The following is an 18,034-nucleotide window of genomic DNA, read 5'->3' as shown; positions in this document are numbered from 1 at the left end:
GATATCAGCTTGATCCACCGTCGAGATGTACTGCTACGTCGCCCTCAGGAAATTCCGGCAACATGAACCAGAGAAACCGAAAAACCGATCCCGATTGACACCGGGAGTCATATCAGCCGTTCGGCCGAGTGGCGCGAAGAGTCGCGCCAGCCGATGATAAAGCCGTCTTTCGCTCACCGCGGCTTCCGGCCGGCAATCGATGTTTTCTATTCCTGATCGTTTTAGCGCGCATGGCACTGCGCGTGCCTGTGCAGCACTCACTGCCGATGGCGCTGGCGGTGCCGTGCGAGTTGGCCTCGCTACGCAAGCCTCCGTTGCGCCCGACGACGCACCGGCCGTGCGCCTGCTCTCCGAAACACTGCGCGAAGCCGCACGGCGCAACGCCTCCGACCTGCATATCGAGCCGCTCGAACATGGCTGGCGCATTCGTCTGCGCATCGACGGCGTATTGCACGAAGCCGCGCGGCCGCCGGCGCACCTGCGCGACGCCTTCGTCACGCGCATCAAGGTGCTCGCGCGCATGGATATCGCCGAGCGCCGCGTTCCCCAGGACGGACGTCTGCGGCTCGCGCCACGCGGTGAAACGCAGGCGCATGAAGACTATCGGGTGAACTCATTGCCTACGTTGCACGGAGAAAAACTTGTGCTGCGCCGGCTCGAAGCCTTGCCTGCCGATCTCTCGCTCGCCGCGCTCGGTCTCGATGCAACGCAGCAGCAAACGCTCGAGGCGGCGATCGGTGCACCCCATGGACTCGTACTGGTCACAGGCCCGACCGGCAGTGGCAAGACGCTGTCGCTCTATTGCTTCCTGCAGATGCTCAACAACGCATCGCGCAATCTTTGCTCCGTCGAGGACCCCGCGGAAATCCAGCTCGCCGGCATCAATCAGGTCAACGTGCGCGAGAAGGCCGGGCTCACCTTCGCGTTGGCACTGCGAGCGTTGCTGCGCCAGGATCCGGACGTCATCATGATTGGCGAGATCCGCGACGAAGAAACCGCCAGCGTCGCGGTCAAGGCAGCACAAACCGGCCACCTCGTGCTCTCCACCCTCCATACGAACGATGCGCCCGCCGCGCTCGCCCGGCTCATCGACATCGGTGTGGAGCCGTATAACCTCGCCGCTGCATTGCGGCTCGTCACGGCGCAGCGGCTCGTGCGACGCCTGTGTCCGCAATGCCGCATGAGAGCCGATGAATCGGCAGCGGCACTTGGCGCAGTCGGTCTCGATTGCCGCCAGGACCACGCAAAGCAGGAATCGCAGCCCTTTGTCGCGCACGGGTGCGAGGCGTGCCACGGCATCGGCTACCGGGGGCGTATCGGCATTCATGAGGTCATGCCGGTGAGTGCCGCCATGCGCGACCTGATCGTGGCGCAACGCAGCGCGCACGAGATTGCGCGCCAGGCGCGCGCGGAAGGCGTGGCCACACTGCGCGACGCGGCGCTCGCACGCGTGCGCGACGGCACGACGAGCCTCGCAGAAGCGCTCTGCACAACGGACGTTCCGTCATGAGGCGCGCACCGCCGCCGTCCGACTGGCGCTTCGCCTGGCGCGGGCTCGATGCCGCAGGCACCGCGCGAAGCGGCACGCTGATCGCTTTTGATGCGGCGGCAGTGCGCGGCATACTCAAACGCGAGCGCGTCACCGCCACCGTAATCGAGCGGCGCGGCCCGGCTCCGCAACCGCGCGCGAGTCAGGCCGACATCACACGCTTCACGCGTCAGCTCGCCAGTCTGCTGCGCGCCGGCTTGCCGCTAGCGAGCGCGCTCGACCTGCTCGCGCAGGCGCCGGGACCGCGTGGGCTGCCGCGCATCGCCGCCACACTCGCGCGCGAGATCACGGCGGGCATGCGCTTTTCCGACTCGCTCGCACAGCATCCTTCACGGTTCGGCGCGCTCTACTGCCAGCTCGTCGCTGTCGGCGAGGCTTCGGGCGCGCTCGCCGCCGTGCTCGCCCGCCTAGCCGACGACCGCGAGCGCGCCGCCGCGCAACGCGCCAAGGTGCGCGCGGCACTCACCTACCCGGTCGCGGTGCTGCTGCTCGCGCTCGCCATTACGGCCGCGCTGCTGGTCTGGGTCGTGCCCACCTTCAAGCAGATCTTCGACGGATTCGGCGCGACCCTGCCCGCCCCCACGCAATTCGTGCTGATGCTCTCGGACGCCGCCGCGCGCTGGAGCATGCCTGCCGCCGTCTGTGCCGCCAGCGCCACATTCGCGTTGCACGCGCTGTTGCGCCGCTCCGAAGCATTTCGCCTCGCTTTCGGGCGCGTCGTGCTCGCGCTGCCGCTCGCGGGCGCGCTGCTCACTACGTTGTGCGCCGCACGCTGGAGCCGTGCGCTAGGTACGCTGCTCGCCGCAGGCACGCCGCTAGCCGATGCCTTCGACTCGCTTACGCATGCGAGTGGCAACGCCTTCTTCGACCGCGCGAGCGCGGATATCAGTGCGCGGCTGAGGCACGGCGAGCGGCTTGCCTCGGCCATGCGTTCGGCCGGCTGTTTTCCCGCGGACGTGATCCAGCCCGTTGCGGTCGCCGAGGAATCGGGCGCGCTCGACGCCATGTTGCTCGACGTGGCCGCGCTCGCAGACCGTCAGGTGGACGAAAAGATCGCGCTTGTCGCCAGCCTGTGCGAGCCGCTCGTGATCGTGGTGCTCGGCGCACTGGTCGGAGGCCTCGTCGTCGCCATGTATCTTCCCATCATTCAACTCGGCAACGTGGTGTAGCATCGCTGCCAGATTACGGTTCTCCACTCATGCCCGCCCTCCTTTCGTCCGCCATTGCTGCGCCCGCATCTTCCATGATGGATTCGAGCGTCCCGGCCGCAGCGTTTGCGTCGCTTGCGTCGACCACGTCCGTCGATACGGCCGCCTCGTTCGCTGCCGCCCTCGGTACGCTACCGCCCGGGCTGCTGATGGGCTTCGCGATCGTGATCGGCCTTGTCGTCGGCAGCTTCCTGAACGTGGTCGTGCATAGGCTGCCGATCATGCTCGAGCGCGCATGGCGTGCGGACGCCGCCGAAGCATTCGGCCACGCGCCCACGAGCGGTGAGTTCTCTGGAAACGACCGAGCAAATGACGGCGCGGGCGACGGCGTAAATGGCAGCGCAAACCACGCCCCGAACGACGGCCTGCCCGCCCGCTACAACCTGTGGTTGCCGCGCAGCGCCTGCCCGCATTGCGGCCACGTGCTGCGCGCATGGGAAAACATTCCCGTCGTGAGCTGGCTCGCGCTGCGCGGCCGCTGCTCGAAATGCGGCACGCGCGTGAGCGTGCGCTACCCGGTGATCGAACTCGCCGGCGCGGCGTGCGCCGCTGCCGCGTTGCTCGCGTTTGGCCCCACGGGCAAGGCACTTGCTGCGTTCGCGCTGTGCGCGACGCTCATCGCCACGAGCGCCATCGACCTCGAACATCAACTGCTGCCGGACGCGATTACGCTGCCGCTCATCTGGGCCGGGCTGCTCGTGAATCTCGCCGGGACTTTCGCCGACCTGCACGCCGCAGTGATGGGCGCCGTAGCGGGCTATCTCGCACTCTGGTGCGTCTACTGGCTGTTCCGGCTACTGCGCGGCATCGAAGGCATGGGACACGGTGATTTCAAATTGCTCGCCGCGCTCGGCGCCTGGCTCGGCTGGGCCGCGTTGCCGCAGATCGTCGTGATCGCCGCGGTGACCGGCGCCGTGATCGGTCTCGCCGCCACCTTGAGCGGACGCATGCGCTTCGAAGAGCCGCTGCCCTTCGGGCCGTATCTCGCTGCCGGCGCAGTCGTCACGCTGTTTGCAGGCACACCGCTTTATGCTGTTTTTGTGTAGGGGAATGGACCAATGATTGCGGTTGGCTTGACTGGGGGCATCGGCAGCGGCAAATCCACCGTCGCGGATCTGTTCGCGGCGCGCGGCGTGCCGCTCGTCGACACGGACGTGATCGCGCACCGCATCACCGCGCCGCACGGCATTGCGATGGCCGAGATCGCCGCGCAATTCGGCCCTGAATTCGTCGCCGCCGACGGCTCCATGGACCGCGCACGCATGCGCACGCTCGTGTTCGGCGACGAGTCGGCGCGCAAGCGGCTCGAAGCCATCACGCACCCGTTGATTCGCGCCGAGACCGAGCGCGAGACGCGCGAGGCCAATGGGCCTTATGTGATCGTGGTCGTGCCGCTGCTCGTCGAATCCGGTAGCTGGAAAATGCGGGTCGATCGCGTGCTCGCCGTCGATTGCAGCGTGGAAACGCAGATCGCGCGCGTGATGCGTCGCAATGGCTTCACGCGCGAGCAAGTGCTTTCGATCATCGCCCGCCAGGCCACGCGCGAAGCGCGCCTCGCCGCTGCCGACGACGTGATCGTCAACGACGGTGCCACGCCAGAGTCACTCGCGCAGGACGTCCAGACGCTGCACGAGCGCTACCTCGTCCTGTCACGCGCGTAACGAAGGGTAAAAACAGTGGTCAAACCGCCTGCGGCGCGCGCCGTAGCGAAGCTCGCTGTTTCGCGGCGTTAGAGAACGGTGCGGGTCGGCAAAATGCCTTGAATCGGGGGCTTGCGCGGGCATAGTGCGGGTGGTGCGCGATTGCGACCGCAGACTCGCGGCATTAGAATGTGCTGCAATCCTTCACCGACCACGTCCGAGGCGAGCGCGCTTGATTCTTTACGAGTATCCCTTCAACGAGCGAATCCGGACGCTGCTGCGCCTCGAAGATCTCTTCGAGCGCTTCACGTTTTTCCTGACCCAGGAGGATCCGAGGGAACATCACGTCGCGCTCACGACGCTCTTCGAAATCGCGGAAGTCGCTGGCCGCGCCGACCTCAAGTCGGACCTCATGAAGGAACTCGAAAGGCAACGTCAGACGCTCGCACCGTTCCGCGGAAATCCCGGCATCGAACAGAACGCACTCGAAGCCGTCCTTGGCGAAATCGAGCAAACGCTCGCGGGCCTCACGCAGATGCAAGGCAAGACCGGCCAGCATCTCGCGGACAACGAATGGCTCACCAGCATCCGTAGCCGCGCGATCATTCCGGGCGGCACCTGCAAGTTCGATCTGCCTTCGTACTACGCATGGCAGCAATTGCATCCGGACCAGCGCCGCCAGGACATCGCCAAGTGGGTCACGCCCCTCTTGCCGCTGCGCGACGCCGCGAGCATCGTGCTGCGCCTCGCGCGCGAGTCCGGCCAGGCATCGAAAGTCATGGCGATGCAAGGCAGCTATCAGCAAATGCTCTCGGGTCGCACGTATCAATTGATGCAGGTGCGCGTGGCACCGGAATTGCATGTCATTCCCGAAGCGAGCGCCAACAAGTACATGCTTTGGGTGCGCTTCACCGTGCAGGACGGCAATCTGCGTCCGCGTGCCGTTGATCAGGACGTGCCGTTCCAGCTCACGCTGTGCAGCCTGTAAAGTGCTGATTGTGTAGTGCTCCTGCCAGGTGCGCCCGCGAAGTGCTTCCGCGAGGTCGCCCCTTAAAGGCACGCCAATTGCGCGCTTGCTGATGCGCCGCGGTTTTTACCGCTTTTGCCAATCTCGGCGCCGTCATGCGAGGCGGTGCCCAGTCACAGACCGTTCTAACGAATGACCACCGTTGTCAAATGTCCGACCTGCGGCAAGGATGTCCGCTGGGTGCCGGAAAACCGCTTCCGCCCGTTCTGCTCAGAACGCTGCAAACAGATCGATCTCGGCGCATGGGCCGCCGAAAAGTATCGGATCGGCGGCAACGAAGAAGATACGCCGCCGGACGACGAAGCGCCGCCCACGGACACGCGCCAGTAAGCGCAAGCACTGCGCCGCGCCCGCGCGCGACGTAAAAAAAGCCGCTGCACGTTGTGCGCAGCGGCTTTTGTCTTTCTATCGAGGCAGACTCACCCGAGAGGCAGGCTCACTCGGCCGCCAGCCACTCCAGCACAGGAATGGTCGCGGGCAAGAGCGGCTCGACGCTGGCTGGCAGCGACTGCCAGACGAACGCCTGGCCCTCGCGGCCATGCGGCTCTCCGCTCCATTCGGTCACCTTGCAGAAGTAGAGCCGCACATAGGCATGCGGGTAGTCATGCTCGAGCGTATGCCACAGGTGGCACGATTTCACGTCGATGCCCAGTTCCTCGTGCAGTTCACGCGCAAGCGCAGCCTCGACGGACTCGCCCTTCTCCAGCTTGCCGCCCGGAAATTCCCAGTAGCCAGCATAAGGCTTGCCTTCGGGACGCTGGGCCAGTAGATAACGGCCATCGGGTTGTACCAGCACGCCCACCGCAACTTCCGTCACCGGGCGCGCCGGCGCAGCCGGATCCTTCATCTGATCGCTCATGCCGCTCATGCCTCTTGCGCCTTCTTGCCCGACCAGTCGCGCGCAAACTGCCACGCCACGCGACCCGAGCGCGAACCGCGTTCCAGCGCCCAGACGAGCGCATCGCCGCGCGCCGATTCGACTTCGGCGTCACCGCAACCGAAGTGACGCAGCCAGTGGCCGACGATCGTCAGATAGTCGTCCTGCTTGAACGGATAGAAGCTCACCCACAGCCCGAAGCGCTCGGAAAGCGAAATCTTCTCTTCCACCACTTCACCCGGATGAATCTCGCCGTCGGGCATGTGCTTGTACGACTCGTTGTCGCTCATGTACTCGGGCAGCAGGTGGCGACGGTTCGAGGTCGCGTAGATCAGCACGTTGTCCGACTGCGCAGCCACGGAGCCGTCCAGCGCCACCTTCAGCGCCTTGTAGCCCGACTCGCCGTCTTCGAACGAGAGATCGTCGCAGAACACGATGAAGCGCTCGGGGCGCGACGCGATCAAATCGACGATATCGCCCAGATCGTGCAGATCGTCCTTGTCGACTTCGATCAGACGCAGGCCGTCTTTCGCGTACGCGTTCAGGCAGGCCTTGATGAGCGACGATTTGCCGGTGCCGCGCGCGCCCGTCAGCAACACATTGTTCGCGGGCTTTTTCTGCACGAACTGACGCGTGTTGCGGTCGATGAGGTCCTTCTGGCGCTCGATGTTCTGCAGGTCATCGAGCGAGATCGCCGAGATGGCCGGCACCGGTTGCAGAAAACCGCGCCCCTGGCGCTTGCGCCAGCGAAACGCGACTCCCGCACTCCAGTCGACTTCGGGCGTGGCCGGCGGCAGCACGGCTTCAAGGCGGCCGAGCAGCGCTTCGGCACGGGTCAGAAACTGTTCGAGCTTGTCCATGGAAATCGAGCTGAAATCAGAAGCTGGAATTAAAAGCCGGGATCAGGAACCGGGATCAGGAACCGGGATTAAGAACCGGGATTAAGAACCGGAATTAAGAACGATAGTCGGCGTTGATGCTCACGTAGTCGTGCGACAGATCGCAGGTCCAGACGGTCGCCTGCGCATCGCCACGGCCGAGCAGCACGCGGATCAGGATCTCGCTCTTCTTCATCACACGCTGGCCGTCTTCCTCGCGGTAGTCGGGGTTGCGCCCACCGGCCTTGGCGACGAGCACATCGTCGAGATACAGGTCGATCTTTTCGACGTCCAGATCGGTCACGCCCGCATAGCCGATGGCAGCCAGAATGCGGCCCAGATTGGGATCGGACGCGTAGAACGCCGTCTTCACGAGCGGCGAGTGGCCGATCGCGTAAGCGATCTGGCGGCACTCGGCCACGTCCTTGCCGCCTTCCACTTGCACGGTCATGAACTTGGTCGCGCCTTCGCCGTCGCGCACGATCAGTTGCGAGAGCGTCTGCGCGACTTCGGTCACGGCGTCGCGCAGCGCGGCATAGGCGGGCGAATCCGTCGACGTGATCGCGGGCAGGCTCGACTTGCCCGATGCGATCAGGATGAACGAGTCGTTGGTCGAGGTGTCGCCGTCGATCGTGATGCAGTTGAACGAGCGGTCGGCCACGTGCTTCACGAGTTCGTCGAGCACGGGCTGTGCGACGTTCGCGTCGAACGCGAGGAAGCCGAGCATGGTCGCCATGTTCGGCTTGATCATGCCCGCGCCCTTACTGATGCCCGTGAGCGTGACCGTGTGACCGTCGATCGTCACCTGGCGCGATGCGGCCTTCGGCAGCGTATCGGTCGTCATGATCGCCTGCGCGGCGTCGTACCAGTTCGCGGCCTTGCGGTTCGCGAGCGCTGCGGGCAAGCCCGCCTTCAGGCGGTCGATCGGCAGCGGCTCCAGAATCACGCCGGTCGAGAACGGCAGCACCTGCGAAGACTCGATGCCCGCGAGACGCGCGAGTTCGTCGCAGGTTTCGCGCGTGTTCACGAGACCCGGCTCGCCGGTGCCCGCGTTCGCGTTGCCGGTATTGATCACCAGCGCCCGGATCCCTTTGCCGCCCGCGCGCACCTTCGCGAGATGCTCGCGGCACACCGTCACCGGCGCGGCGCAGAAGCGGTTGAGCGTGAACACGCCCGCGACGCTCGCGCCTTCATCGACGGAGATCACCAATACGTCCTTGCGGTTGGGCTTGCGGATATTGGCTTCCGCCCAGCCGAGCGTCACGCCGGCGACCGGGTGAAGTTGTGCGGGATCGATCGAGGGGAAATTGACAGCCATGGTGGCGACCTGTCGAAAAGGCAATGCCGGCGGCGGCATCTGTCAGCCGGGCCGGCATTCGGGATTCAAAACACAAGGCCCGCCAGGAAGAGCGGGCCACCGGAATCAACGGTCAAGCCGCGTAATGTGGCGAGCGGCGGGTGGCGAGCGGCGGGTGGTGAGCGGCGCGAGCCGTGCCAAATGCACACTGCGCTGCACACGCGCCGCCGCGTCCATCACGAGATCTTGCCGTGGCACTGCTTGTACTTCTTGCCGCTGCCGCACGGGCACGGATCGTTGCGGCCGACCTTCGGCACGCCCTGGCCGTCGGGCACAGCAGCGTGCGCGTGGGTCATGGCCGCGCCGACCATGGCCGCTGCGGCATCGGCTGTCACCGGGGTGTCGGATGTCGGCGCCGCCTCGGCTTCAGCGAATTCGGCGTGACGGAATTCGACGTTCTCCAGATGGCTGCCATGCTCGTCCATCTGCTCTGCGGCTTCTTCGAGTTGCTGCGGCGACTGGATCTGCACGTTCATGACGATGCGCGTGACTTCCGTCTTCACGGCATCGAGCATCGCAGCGAAGAGCTCGAACGCCTCGCGCTTGTACTCCTGCTTCGGATTCTTCTGCGCATAGCCGCGCAGATGAATGCCCTGGCGCAGGTGGTCGAGCGCGGCGAGGTGTTCACGCCAGCTACGGTCGAGCGTTTGCAGCATGACCGAGCGCTCGAACGCGCTGAACGATTCGCGGCCCACGAGCGCGACCTTCTGCTCATAGGCTTCGTCGGCGGCGGCGAGCACGGCTTCGAGAATCTCATCGGCATCGATCGACGACGACTCGTTGATCATTTCCTGGATCGCGAGGTCGAGCTGCCACTCGTTGCGCAGCACCTCTTCGAGCTCGGGCACGTCCCACTGCTCTTCGATGCTGCCGTGCGGCACGAACTGGCGCACGATGTCCGTGATCACGCCGTGACGCATCGCGCCGATGGTTTCGGTGATGTCGTGCGCCTCGAGCAGCTCGTTGCGCTGCTGGTAGATCACCTTGCGCTGGTCGTTCGAGACGTCGTCGTATTCGAGCAGTTGCTTGCGGATGTCGAAGTTGCGCGCTTCGACCTTGCGCTGCGCCGACTCGATCGAGCGCGTCACGATGCCCGCCTCGATCGCCTCGCCTTCCGGCATTTTCAGGCGGTCCATGATCGCGCGCACGCGGTCGCCGGCGAAGATGCGCAGCAGCGGGTCTTCGAGCGACAGATAAAAGCGCGACGAACCCGGGTCGCCCTGGCGGCCCGCACGGCCGCGCAACTGGTTGTCGATACGGCGCGACTCGTGACGCTCGGTGCCGATGATGTGCAGGCCACCGGCGGCCTTCACCTGGTCGTGCAGCGTCTGCCATTCGTCGTGCAGTTGCTGGATGCGACGCGCCTTTTCGTCGGCGGGAATCGATTCGTCGGCTTCGATGAACGCGGCCTGCTTCTCCGCGTTGCCGCCCAGCACGATGTCGGTGCCGCGGCCCGCCATGTTGGTGGCGATGGTGACGCGCTTCGGACGGCCGGCTTCGGCGACGATGGCCGCTTCCCGCGCGTGCTGCTTCGCGTTGAGCACCTCGTGCGGCAGACCGGCCTTGGTCAGCAGGTTCGAGAGCAATTCCGAACTCTCGATCGACGTCGTGCCGACCAGCACCGGCTGGCCGCGCTCGTGGCATTCGCGGATGTCGCGAATCACCGCGTCGTAGCGTTCCTTGGCGGTCTTGTAGATCTGGTCCTGCTTGTCGATCCGCTTGGGCACGCGGTTGGTCGGAATCACGACCGTTTCCAGGCCGTAGATCTCGTTGAACTCGTACGCTTCGGTGTCGGCCGTGCCGGTCATGCCGGAGAGCTTCGCGTACATGCGGAAGTAGTTCTGGAACGTGATCGAGGCGAGCGTCTGGTTCTCGCTCTGGATCTTCACGTGCTCCTTCGCTTCCACGGCCTGGTGCAGGCCGTCCGACCAGCGGCGGCCGGCCATCAGACGGCCCGTGAATTCGTCGACGATGATCACCTCGCCATTCTGCACCACATAGTGCTGGTCCTTGAAGAACAGCGTGTGTGCGCGCAGCGCGGCGTACACGTGGTGCATCAGCGTGATGTTCTGCGCCGCATAGAGGCTCTCGCCCTGGCCGATCAGGCCCCACTCGGCGAGCATGCGCTCGGCTTTCTCGTGGCCCGATTCCGTGAGGAACACCTGGCGCGCCTTTTCGTCGAGCGTATAGTCGCCCGGCTTCTCGACGCCCGTGCCGTCGGCTTTCTCTTCGCCGATCTGGCGCTCGAGCAGCGGCGGCAGCGCGTTCATGCGCACGTAGAGCTCGGTGTGATCCTCGGCCTGGCCCGAGATGATGAGCGGCGTGCGCGCTTCGTCGATCAGGATCGAGTCCACCTCGTCGACCACGGCGAAGTTCAGCGCGCGCTGCACGCGCGCCTCGGTCTCGTAGACCATGTTGTCGCGCAGGTAATCGAAGCCGAACTCGTTGTTCGTGCCGTAGGTGATGTCCGAGCCGTACGCCTCTTGCTTCATGGCGTGATCCATCTGCGACAGATTGATGCCGACGGACAGACCGAGGAAGTTGTACAGACGCGCCATCCACTCGGCGTCGCGCTGGGCGAGGTAGTCGTTCACCGTGACCACGTGCACGCCACGCCCGGACAGCGCGTTCAGGTACACGGGCAGCGTGGCGACGAGCGTCTTGCCCTCGCCCGTGCGCATTTCGGCGATCTTGCCGTAGTGCAGCACCATGCCGCCGATGAGCTGCACGTCGAAGTGGCGCATCTTCAGGACGCGCTTGCTGGCCTCGCGGCAGACGGCGAATGCCTCGGGCAGCAGCTCGTCGAGCGACGTGCCATTGGCCACGCGCTCGCGGAACTCAACCGTTTTCGCGCGCAGCTGGTCGTCGGTGTATTGCTCGATCGTCGGTTCGAGCGCGTTGATCGCCGCGACCTTCTTCTGATATTGCTTGATCAGGCGCTGATTGCGGCTGCCAAAGATTTTCTGTAAGAAACCGGTGGTCATCGGATCGGTGTCTGCGTCGCGGCTTCGGCCGGGATTCCTGCGCAGCTCGCTTGCGGCTCTTCAGCCCCGGATTGCGCCGGATTTGCAAACGATTCTCGCGCCACGCACCCGGATCGGAAGGACCTCGGCGGCTTAAGCCCAAATTGGTGGATTCGAATCGGGCATTTTAGCACGCACCCTGGTCGCCGCCCGTGTCGGCCGCTTGAAGGATGTCGTGCGCAACGCCCGCGCTGACGCGCCTTGCGAGCCGTTGGGACAGTTGGCTCGCGGTCGGCTCGCGGTCGGCTGACAGTCCGGGCCGAGCCCCATGCCGCGGATGCCCGCCGCATTCGTCCTGCGGGCTCGGCGGTTTGCGGCCAGGCGGTCCTGGCCGAATGGCGGCAAGGCGCGTTGGGGCAAAGTACGCGGGCTACAATGACAACCATAACGCGCAGCCCGCGCGCCTCCTCTTCCTGTCACATGAGCCGTTTCTCGCCGTTTTCAAGGCCGGATGCCGCAGCAGCCGCGGCTTTGCGTACCTCGGGTATCTCAGGCACTTCGGCCAGGCCGGGCAAATCGCGCAAATTTGCCTCGCCGCGCGCGCCGCAGCCGCTCACCGAGGTCCTGAGCCGCACCGACGCATTCGCGCCCCTGCGCGCCGGCGTCGAGCAAATCGCGGCCATCCAGCGCGACCTCGACGCGCTGCTGCCCGACTATCTGGCCGCGAGCGTGGAACCGGGCTTCATCAAGGACGGCAAGCTCGCCCTGTTCGCGGCGCACAACGCCCTCGCGGCACGGCTGCGGCACCTCGAGCCGCGCCTCGTGGCCGATCTCCAGGCGCGCGGCTGGCCGCTGGACGGCGTGCGCATTCGCGTGCGCCCGCAGGCGGTAAAGGACGCGCCATTGCCCAAGCAGGCGCGCATGACACCGGCAGGCGCCGCCGCGCTCGCCGCGCTCAGTGAAAACCTGCCGCCCTCACCGCTCCAAGAAGCGCTCGCGAAGATGGCCGCGCGCCATTTGACGCGGCGCTGAGCAAGGCCAAACAAAATAATCTGAAGGGAAAATAAAAAAGGGTGGCGTCGAGCCACCCTTTTTCGTTGCACAGCCGGAGCAGACGCCCGGCGCGCGGATCAGGCAAACGCCGTCTGCGCCTCGTAACCGAAGCCGCGCGGCGCCTTCTGTGCGTCGCCAAACGTGACGATCTCGTACGCGTCCTCGTGCGCAAGCAACTCGCGCAGCAATGCGTTGTTCAGGCCGTGGCCCGATTTGTACGCATCGTACGAAGCCAGCAGCGGATGACCGACCACGTACAGGTCGCCAATCGCGTCCAGCATCTTGTGCTTCACGAACTCGTCGTCGTAACGCAGGCCGTCGTTGTTGAGGATGCGGTACTCGTCCAGCACGATTGCGTTGTCCATGCTGCCGCCGCGCGCGAGGCCCAGCTCGCGCATCATCTCGACTTCATGCGCGAAGCCGAAGGTGCGGGCACGCGCGATCTCGCGCACATACGAAGTATTCGCGAAATCGACTTCGAGCGCCTGGCCCGTTTTGTCCACGGCCGGATGACGGAAGTCGATGGTGAACTTCAGCTTGAAGCCGAAATACGGGTCGAGGCGGGCGAACTTGTCGCCATCGCGCACTTCCACGGGCTTCTTCACCTTGATGAACTTCTTGGGCGCGTTCTGCTCTTCGATGCCGGCCGACTGGATCAGGAACACAAACGACGATGCGCTGCCGTCCATGATTGGAATCTCTTCCGCCGTGACGTCGATATAAAGATTGTCGATGCCAAGACCCGCACACGCGGACATCAGGTGCTCGACCGTCGACACACGTGCGCCGTCCTTTTGCAGCACAGAAGCCAGGCGCGTATCGCCAATCGACATTGCCGACGCGGGGATGTCCACCGGTGTCGGCAAATCCACGCGCGAAAACACGATGCCCGTATCCGGCGCCGCCGGGCGTAGCGTCAGATCGACCTTGCGGCCCGAGTGCAGGCCGATGCCGACCGTCTTCACGATCGATTTGATGGTTCGCTGCTTCAACATAGTTTTCTGCTCATTGAAAATCCCAATCGGGACTTTTTAACTCATAGCGCGAATTATACTCCAAGTCTGCTGAATCCGTCGTTGCCGCAGGCGTGACAATCTGTTTCCCGTTGTTACTCGAGCGGGATGGACGACGGGCCGATGACCGGAACGGAGGCGTTCCCGGCCAGCGGCCCGCACGGCTTGTGGTAATAGCCCGTCACATTTACGCCGCCGGCCCGTTGCACTCGGGCAACGCAGGCGCGGTAAATGCGCTCATGTGGGGCTTAACGCGGCAAGTATGCTCGCGGCATCGCTGACTTCGAACTTGCCGGGTGCCTCGACGTTCAGCGTCTTGACCACACCGCCGTCGACCACCATGGCGTAGCGCTGGGAACGGACTCCCATGCCGCGCGCCGACAAATCCTGCTCCAGACCGAGCGCCCGGGTGAACGCCGCGCTGCCGTCCGCCATCATGCGTACCTTGCCCGAGGTCCGCTGATCGCGCCCCCACGCGCCCATAACGAACGCGTCGTTGACGGACACGCACCAGATTTCGTCGACGCCCGCTGTGCGCAGTGCTTCGTACTGCTCGACATAACCTGGCACGTGCTTTGCCGAGCACGTCGGCGTAAAGGCGCCCGGCAATCCGAAGATCACCACGCGCTTGCCCGCCGTCTGCTCGCGCACGCTAAAGCTGTTCGGCCCCAGCGTGCAGCCCGCACGCTCGTCTTCGATGAATTCGAAGAGCGTTGCGTCGGGCAGCGTATCACCCACTTTGATCATGACTCGTCCTTCACATCGATGCGCAAAGCGTTCCGGCACGCTTGCAATTCAGTTGGCAACTGCCTCGCCGAAGACCTCGCCATTGTGCTACTGACACGGACTGCCTGCACCTATTTGCCGCGCGTCAAAACGCGGCGGACAGACCGCCCTGCCAGGCATCCTCGCGGATGCGGCGTCGAGGCGCTTCTTCGTCTTCATTGCAGCACCATGCCGGCAACTCCGTCTGCGGGCGGGCGCACCCGTAACGCTTGCGCCGCGCCGCAGCAGGATTTCGCTTGCAGTGCGCCTCAGTCGGCCTGCTTGCGCAGGAACGCCGGGATGTCGTACGTGTCGACACCCTTTTCCTGCAGCGCCTGAACGTGCGAAGCCGCGGTGTCACGCGACGTGCGCCACACTGCCGGCGTGTCGAGCGCGCCGTAGTCGGCGGTTTGGCCTTGCTGCGGCGCGTAGGTGTGCTGAACCGCGGCAACCGGGTGATTGTCCGTGCCGGTGCGCAGCAACGTCATCGGCGCTGCCTGCTGCTTGTTCGCCGCGCGGCCGAGGCCCGTGGCCACCACCGTCACGCGCAACGCGTCGCCCATCGCATCGTCGTACACCGCACCGAAGATCACCGTGGCGTCGTCGGCCGCGTAGCTCTTGATGGTGTTCATCACTTCGCGCGTTTCCGACAGACGCAGCGAACGGCTCGACGTGATGTTGACCAGCACGCCGCGCGCACCCGAAAGATCCACGCCTTCGAGCAGCGGGCTCGCCACGGCCTGTTCCGCCGCGAGGCGCGCGCGATCGACGCCGGCCACCGTGGCCGTGCCCATCATCGCCTTGCCCTGCTCGCCCATGACCGTCTTCACGTCTTCGAAGTCGACGTTCACGAGGCCATCCACGTTGATGATTTCAGCGATGCCTGCAACTGCGTTGTTCAGAACGTCGTCCGCGCACTGGAAGCACTTGTCCATCTCGGCGTCATCGCCCATCACGTCGAACAGCTTGTCGTTCAGAACGACGATCAGCGAGTCGACGTGATCCTCCAGTTGCTGCGAGCCGGCTTCCGCCACGCGCATGCGCTTGCCACCTTCGAATTCAAACGGCTTGCTCACCACACCAACGGTGAGAATGCCCATTTCCTTGGCGATCTGCGCGACCACGGGCGCCGCGCCCGTACCCGTGCCGCCACCCATGCCCGCGGTGATGAACACCATGTGCGCGCCACGCAGCGCGTCGGCGATACGCTCACGCGCTTCTTCCGCTGCCGCGCGGCCCATCTCGGGCTTTGCTCCCGCACCCAGACCCGTGTTGCCAAGCTGGATCACGGCAGACGCGCGCGAACGCGAAAGCGCCTGGGCGTCCGTGTTCATCACGATGAAGTCGACGCCTTGCACGCCGCGGTTGATCATGTGCTGCACGGCATTGCCGCCAGCGCCACCGACGCCCACCACCTTGATGATGGTGCCGTTGGTTTCCGTTTCCAGCATCTGGAATTCCATGTTGCCTCCGTCAAGAAAAAGATATCCGCACCTCGGCCGTTATTCAGGGGTGAGTCGGGCAACCCACTCCTGCGCGCCAGCCGCCGGCACCAGCGCTAAATCGGTCTCTGCTCTTACCCTTACACACGGGTCACTGCGTTATTCACTGCATTGATTAATCGCTGCACCAGCCACTGCATCAGAAGTTGCCGAGGAACCAGTCTTTCATGCGTGAGAAGACCTGCCCCATCGACCCCGACTGCACGGCAACCTTGCGACCGCGCATACGCTGCGCGCGGCCCTCAACGAGCAGCCCCATCGCCGTCGAATAGCGCGGATTGCGCACGACGTCGGCGAGACCGCCCGCGTACTCCGGCACGCCAATGCGCACCGGCTTCAAGAAGATGTCTTCGCCGAGCTCCACCATGCCCGGCATCATCGCGGCGCCGCCCGTGAGCACGACGCCCGAACTCAGCAACTCTTCATAACCCGACTCGCGCACCACCTGCTGCACGAGCGAGAACAGCTCTTCCACGCGCGGCTCGATCACGGCCGCCAGCGCCTGGCGCGACAGCGTGCGCGGACCGCGCTCGCCCAGCCCCGGCACCTCGATCATTTCGTCGGGATCGGCGAGCGCCTGCTTCGCGATGCCGTAGCCCACCTTGATGTCTTCCGCGTCGGGCGTGGGCGTGCGCAGCGCCATGGCGATGTCGCTCGTCACCTGATCGCCCGCGATCGGAATCACCGCGGTGTGGCGGATCGCGCCTTCGCTGAAGATCGCGATGTCGGTCGTGCCGCCGCCCACATCCACCAGCACCACGCCGAGTTCCTTCTCGTCGTCGGTGAGCACCGCCAGCGACGACGCCAGCGGTTGCAAAACCAGATCGTTCACTTCCAGACCGCAGCGGCGCACGCACTTAACGATGTTCTGCGCCGCACTCACGGCGCCCGTGACGATGTGCACCTTCACTTCGAGGCGGATGCCGCTCATGCCGATCGGCTCGCGCACATCTTCCTGACCGTCGATGATGAATTCCTGCGTGAGGATATGCAGCACCTGCTGGTCGGTCGGGATGTTGATCGCCTTCGCCGTTTCGATCACGCGCGCGACATCCGTTTGCGTGACTTCCTTTTCCTTGATGGCGACCATCCCGCTCGAATTGAAGCTGCGGATATGGCTACCTGCGATGCCGGTGAACACATTAGTGATCTTGCAGTCGGCCATGAGTTCCGCTTCTTCGAGCGCGCGCTGGATAGACTGCACCGTGGCCTCGATGTTCACCACCACACCCTTCTTGAGACCCTTCGATTCGCTCTGGCCAAGGCCGATCACCTCGTAGTGACCATCGCCCTTCATTTCGGCGACGATGGCCACCACCTTCGCTGTCCCGATGTCGAGGCTGACCAGCAGATCCTTATAGTCTTTACTCATATCGTGCTCGTTGCGTGTGATGTGCTGTTACTTCTTCCCCGGAGTCGGCGTGTCGCTGATGAAGCGCATGCCGGCCGCCCGAATGGCAAAACCGTTCGGATAACGCAGGTCCGCATATTCGATCTCTTTCCCCCAACGTTGCGTGAGCGGCGTCCATGCCACGATGAGCCGGTGCGTGCGCTCAGCAAGCGTGGTGGCATTGCGCTCGCGTCCGAGTTCCACCTGCATGCCGTTCGAGAGCTTCACCGTCCACGCGTAGCGCGGCGAGAGCATCACCTCTTCCGGGTCGAGGCCCAGTGGCGCGAACCACTTCTGGAAATCACGATAGCGCGCGACCACTTCGGGCGCGGTGCCGTCCGGACCATCGAACGCGGGCAGGTCTTCGTCGAGCTCGCCCTGGTTCGCGGTGAACAGCTCGCCATCGGTGCTCACGAGCTGGTCGCTACCCCACGTGCCAAGCGGCTTGTACTCTTCGAGATTCACCGCAAGCGCATTCGGCCAGACGCGGCGCACGCTTGCATGGCGCACCCACGGCATCTGCTCGAACGCGGCGCGCGCGGCATCCAGGTTCACCGTGAAGAAGTTGCCCTTCAGGCGCCCGACCACGCTCGCGCGCACGGTCGGTTCGTTGATGTGCTCGGTGTCGCCCTCGATGCGGATCTCGCGCAGCGCGAAATTCGGGCGCTGCACGAGCCAGTAGCCGCCAGCCGCCAGGAGCGCGAGCACGAGCAGCGCGTGCAACGCGTTGGCGGCGAGATTGAGCTGGCGTACGTTATTCCACATGTCGAGATTGTCGATTCAATGCACGGACTGCAATTCGTTAGTCAGAG

The 18,034-nt window shown here is 64.7% G+C and carries 16 protein-coding genes; 7 read left to right on the top strand and 9 right to left on the bottom strand.

The features are described from left to right. Positions 1 to 199 precede the first annotated feature (199 nt). The 6 genes from L5014_RS33700 (at position 200) to yacG (ending at position 5,754) form a co-directional block, all read left to right on the top strand. Positions 200 to 1,510 carry a GspE/PulE family protein gene (locus L5014_RS33700; protein ID WP_420800180.1) on the top strand — a complete coding sequence of 437 codons (1,311 nt, stop codon included), beginning with the start codon at positions 200 to 202 and terminating at the stop codon, positions 1,508 to 1,510. After that, positions 1,507 to 2,718, top strand: a complete 1,212-nt coding sequence (locus L5014_RS33695; protein ID WP_238468228.1) for a type II secretion system F family protein — start codon at positions 1,507 to 1,509, stop codon at positions 2,716 to 2,718. The genes L5014_RS33700 and L5014_RS33695 overlap by 4 nt, the downstream gene beginning before the upstream one ends. Before the next feature lie 188 nt (positions 2,719 to 2,906). After that, a complete protein-coding gene (locus tag L5014_RS33690; RefSeq protein WP_420800182.1) occupies positions 2,907 to 3,803 on the top strand; it encodes a prepilin peptidase in 897 nt (298 codons plus the stop codon). A 12-nt stretch (positions 3,804 to 3,815) separates the two neighbouring features. Then, complete coding sequence (gene coaE / locus L5014_RS33685; RefSeq protein ID WP_238468224.1) at positions 3,816 to 4,418, top strand: dephospho-CoA kinase; 603 nt, start codon at positions 3,816 to 3,818, stop codon at positions 4,416 to 4,418. Between the two features lie 211 nt (positions 4,419 to 4,629). Next, on the top strand, positions 4,630 to 5,385 hold the full coding sequence (gene zapD, locus L5014_RS33680) for a cell division protein ZapD (protein WP_238468222.1): 756 nt from the start codon (positions 4,630 to 4,632) through the stop codon (positions 5,383 to 5,385). A 171-nt stretch (positions 5,386 to 5,556) separates the two neighbouring features. Beyond that, on the top strand, positions 5,557 to 5,754 hold the full coding sequence (gene yacG / locus L5014_RS33675) for a DNA gyrase inhibitor YacG (protein ID WP_028220118.1): 198 nt from the start codon (positions 5,557 to 5,559) through the stop codon (positions 5,752 to 5,754). 106 nt (positions 5,755 to 5,860) lie between these two features. Here yacG and mutT read toward each other — a convergent pair whose 3' ends face one another. From mutT to secA, 4 genes are all read right to left on the bottom strand, one after another. Continuing rightward, positions 5,861 to 6,283 (bottom strand): 8-oxo-dGTP diphosphatase MutT, encoded by a 423-nt coding sequence (gene mutT / locus L5014_RS33670; RefSeq protein WP_238468220.1) that lies wholly within the window; start codon positions 6,281 to 6,283, stop codon positions 5,861 to 5,863. A gap of 5 nt (positions 6,284 to 6,288) precedes the next feature. Further along, positions 6,289 to 7,161, bottom strand: coding sequence for an ATP-binding protein (locus L5014_RS33665; protein ID WP_238468218.1), 873 nt, complete (start codon positions 7,159 to 7,161; stop codon positions 6,289 to 6,291). Between the two features lie 94 nt (positions 7,162 to 7,255). Then, complete coding sequence (gene argJ, locus L5014_RS33660) at positions 7,256 to 8,497, bottom strand: bifunctional glutamate N-acetyltransferase/amino-acid acetyltransferase ArgJ (RefSeq protein ID WP_238468216.1); 1,242 nt, start codon at positions 8,495 to 8,497, stop codon at positions 7,256 to 7,258. Between the two features lie 215 nt (positions 8,498 to 8,712). Further along, entirely contained in the window at positions 8,713 to 11,520 is a 2,808-nt protein-coding gene (secA, locus tag L5014_RS33655; RefSeq protein ID WP_238468214.1) for a preprotein translocase subunit SecA, read from the bottom strand. Positions 11,521 to 11,979: 459 nt separating this feature from the next. On the opposite strand from secA, the gene L5014_RS33650 reads away from it, so the two are divergent. After that, positions 11,980 to 12,531, top strand: coding sequence for a DciA family protein (locus tag L5014_RS33650; RefSeq protein ID WP_420800181.1), 552 nt, complete (start codon positions 11,980 to 11,982; stop codon positions 12,529 to 12,531). A 98-nt stretch (positions 12,532 to 12,629) separates the two neighbouring features. On the opposite strand, the gene lpxC is transcribed toward L5014_RS33650, so the two are convergent. From lpxC to L5014_RS33625, 5 genes are all read right to left on the bottom strand, one after another. Continuing rightward, complete coding sequence (gene lpxC / locus L5014_RS33645) at positions 12,630 to 13,547, bottom strand: UDP-3-O-acyl-N-acetylglucosamine deacetylase (protein WP_238468212.1); 918 nt, start codon at positions 13,545 to 13,547, stop codon at positions 12,630 to 12,632. Positions 13,548 to 13,802: 255 nt separating this feature from the next. After that, on the bottom strand, positions 13,803 to 14,312 hold the full coding sequence (locus L5014_RS33640; protein WP_238468210.1) for a peroxiredoxin: 510 nt from the start codon (positions 14,310 to 14,312) through the stop codon (positions 13,803 to 13,805). A 287-nt stretch (positions 14,313 to 14,599) separates the two neighbouring features. Then, positions 14,600 to 15,793, bottom strand: coding sequence for a cell division protein FtsZ (ftsZ, locus tag L5014_RS33635; protein ID WP_238468208.1), 1,194 nt, complete (start codon positions 15,791 to 15,793; stop codon positions 14,600 to 14,602). Between the two features lie 178 nt (positions 15,794 to 15,971). Then, positions 15,972 to 17,204 carry a cell division protein FtsA gene (gene ftsA / locus L5014_RS33630; protein ID WP_035532931.1) on the bottom strand — a complete coding sequence of 411 codons (1,233 nt, stop codon included), beginning with the start codon at positions 17,202 to 17,204 and terminating at the stop codon, positions 15,972 to 15,974. Positions 17,205 to 17,231: 27 nt separating this feature from the next. Continuing rightward, positions 17,232 to 17,987, bottom strand: coding sequence for a cell division protein FtsQ/DivIB (locus L5014_RS33625; RefSeq protein WP_238468206.1), 756 nt, complete (start codon positions 17,985 to 17,987; stop codon positions 17,232 to 17,234). Between the last annotated feature and the right edge of the window lie 47 nt (positions 17,988 to 18,034).

The sequence above is a fragment of the Paraburkholderia tagetis genome, assembly GCF_022213065.1.
Taxonomy (GTDB): domain Bacteria; phylum Pseudomonadota; class Gammaproteobacteria; order Burkholderiales; family Burkholderiaceae; genus Paraburkholderia; species Paraburkholderia tagetis.
The sequence above is the reverse complement of the archived record's forward strand: the minus strand, read 5'-3'. Positions and strand labels throughout refer to the sequence as shown.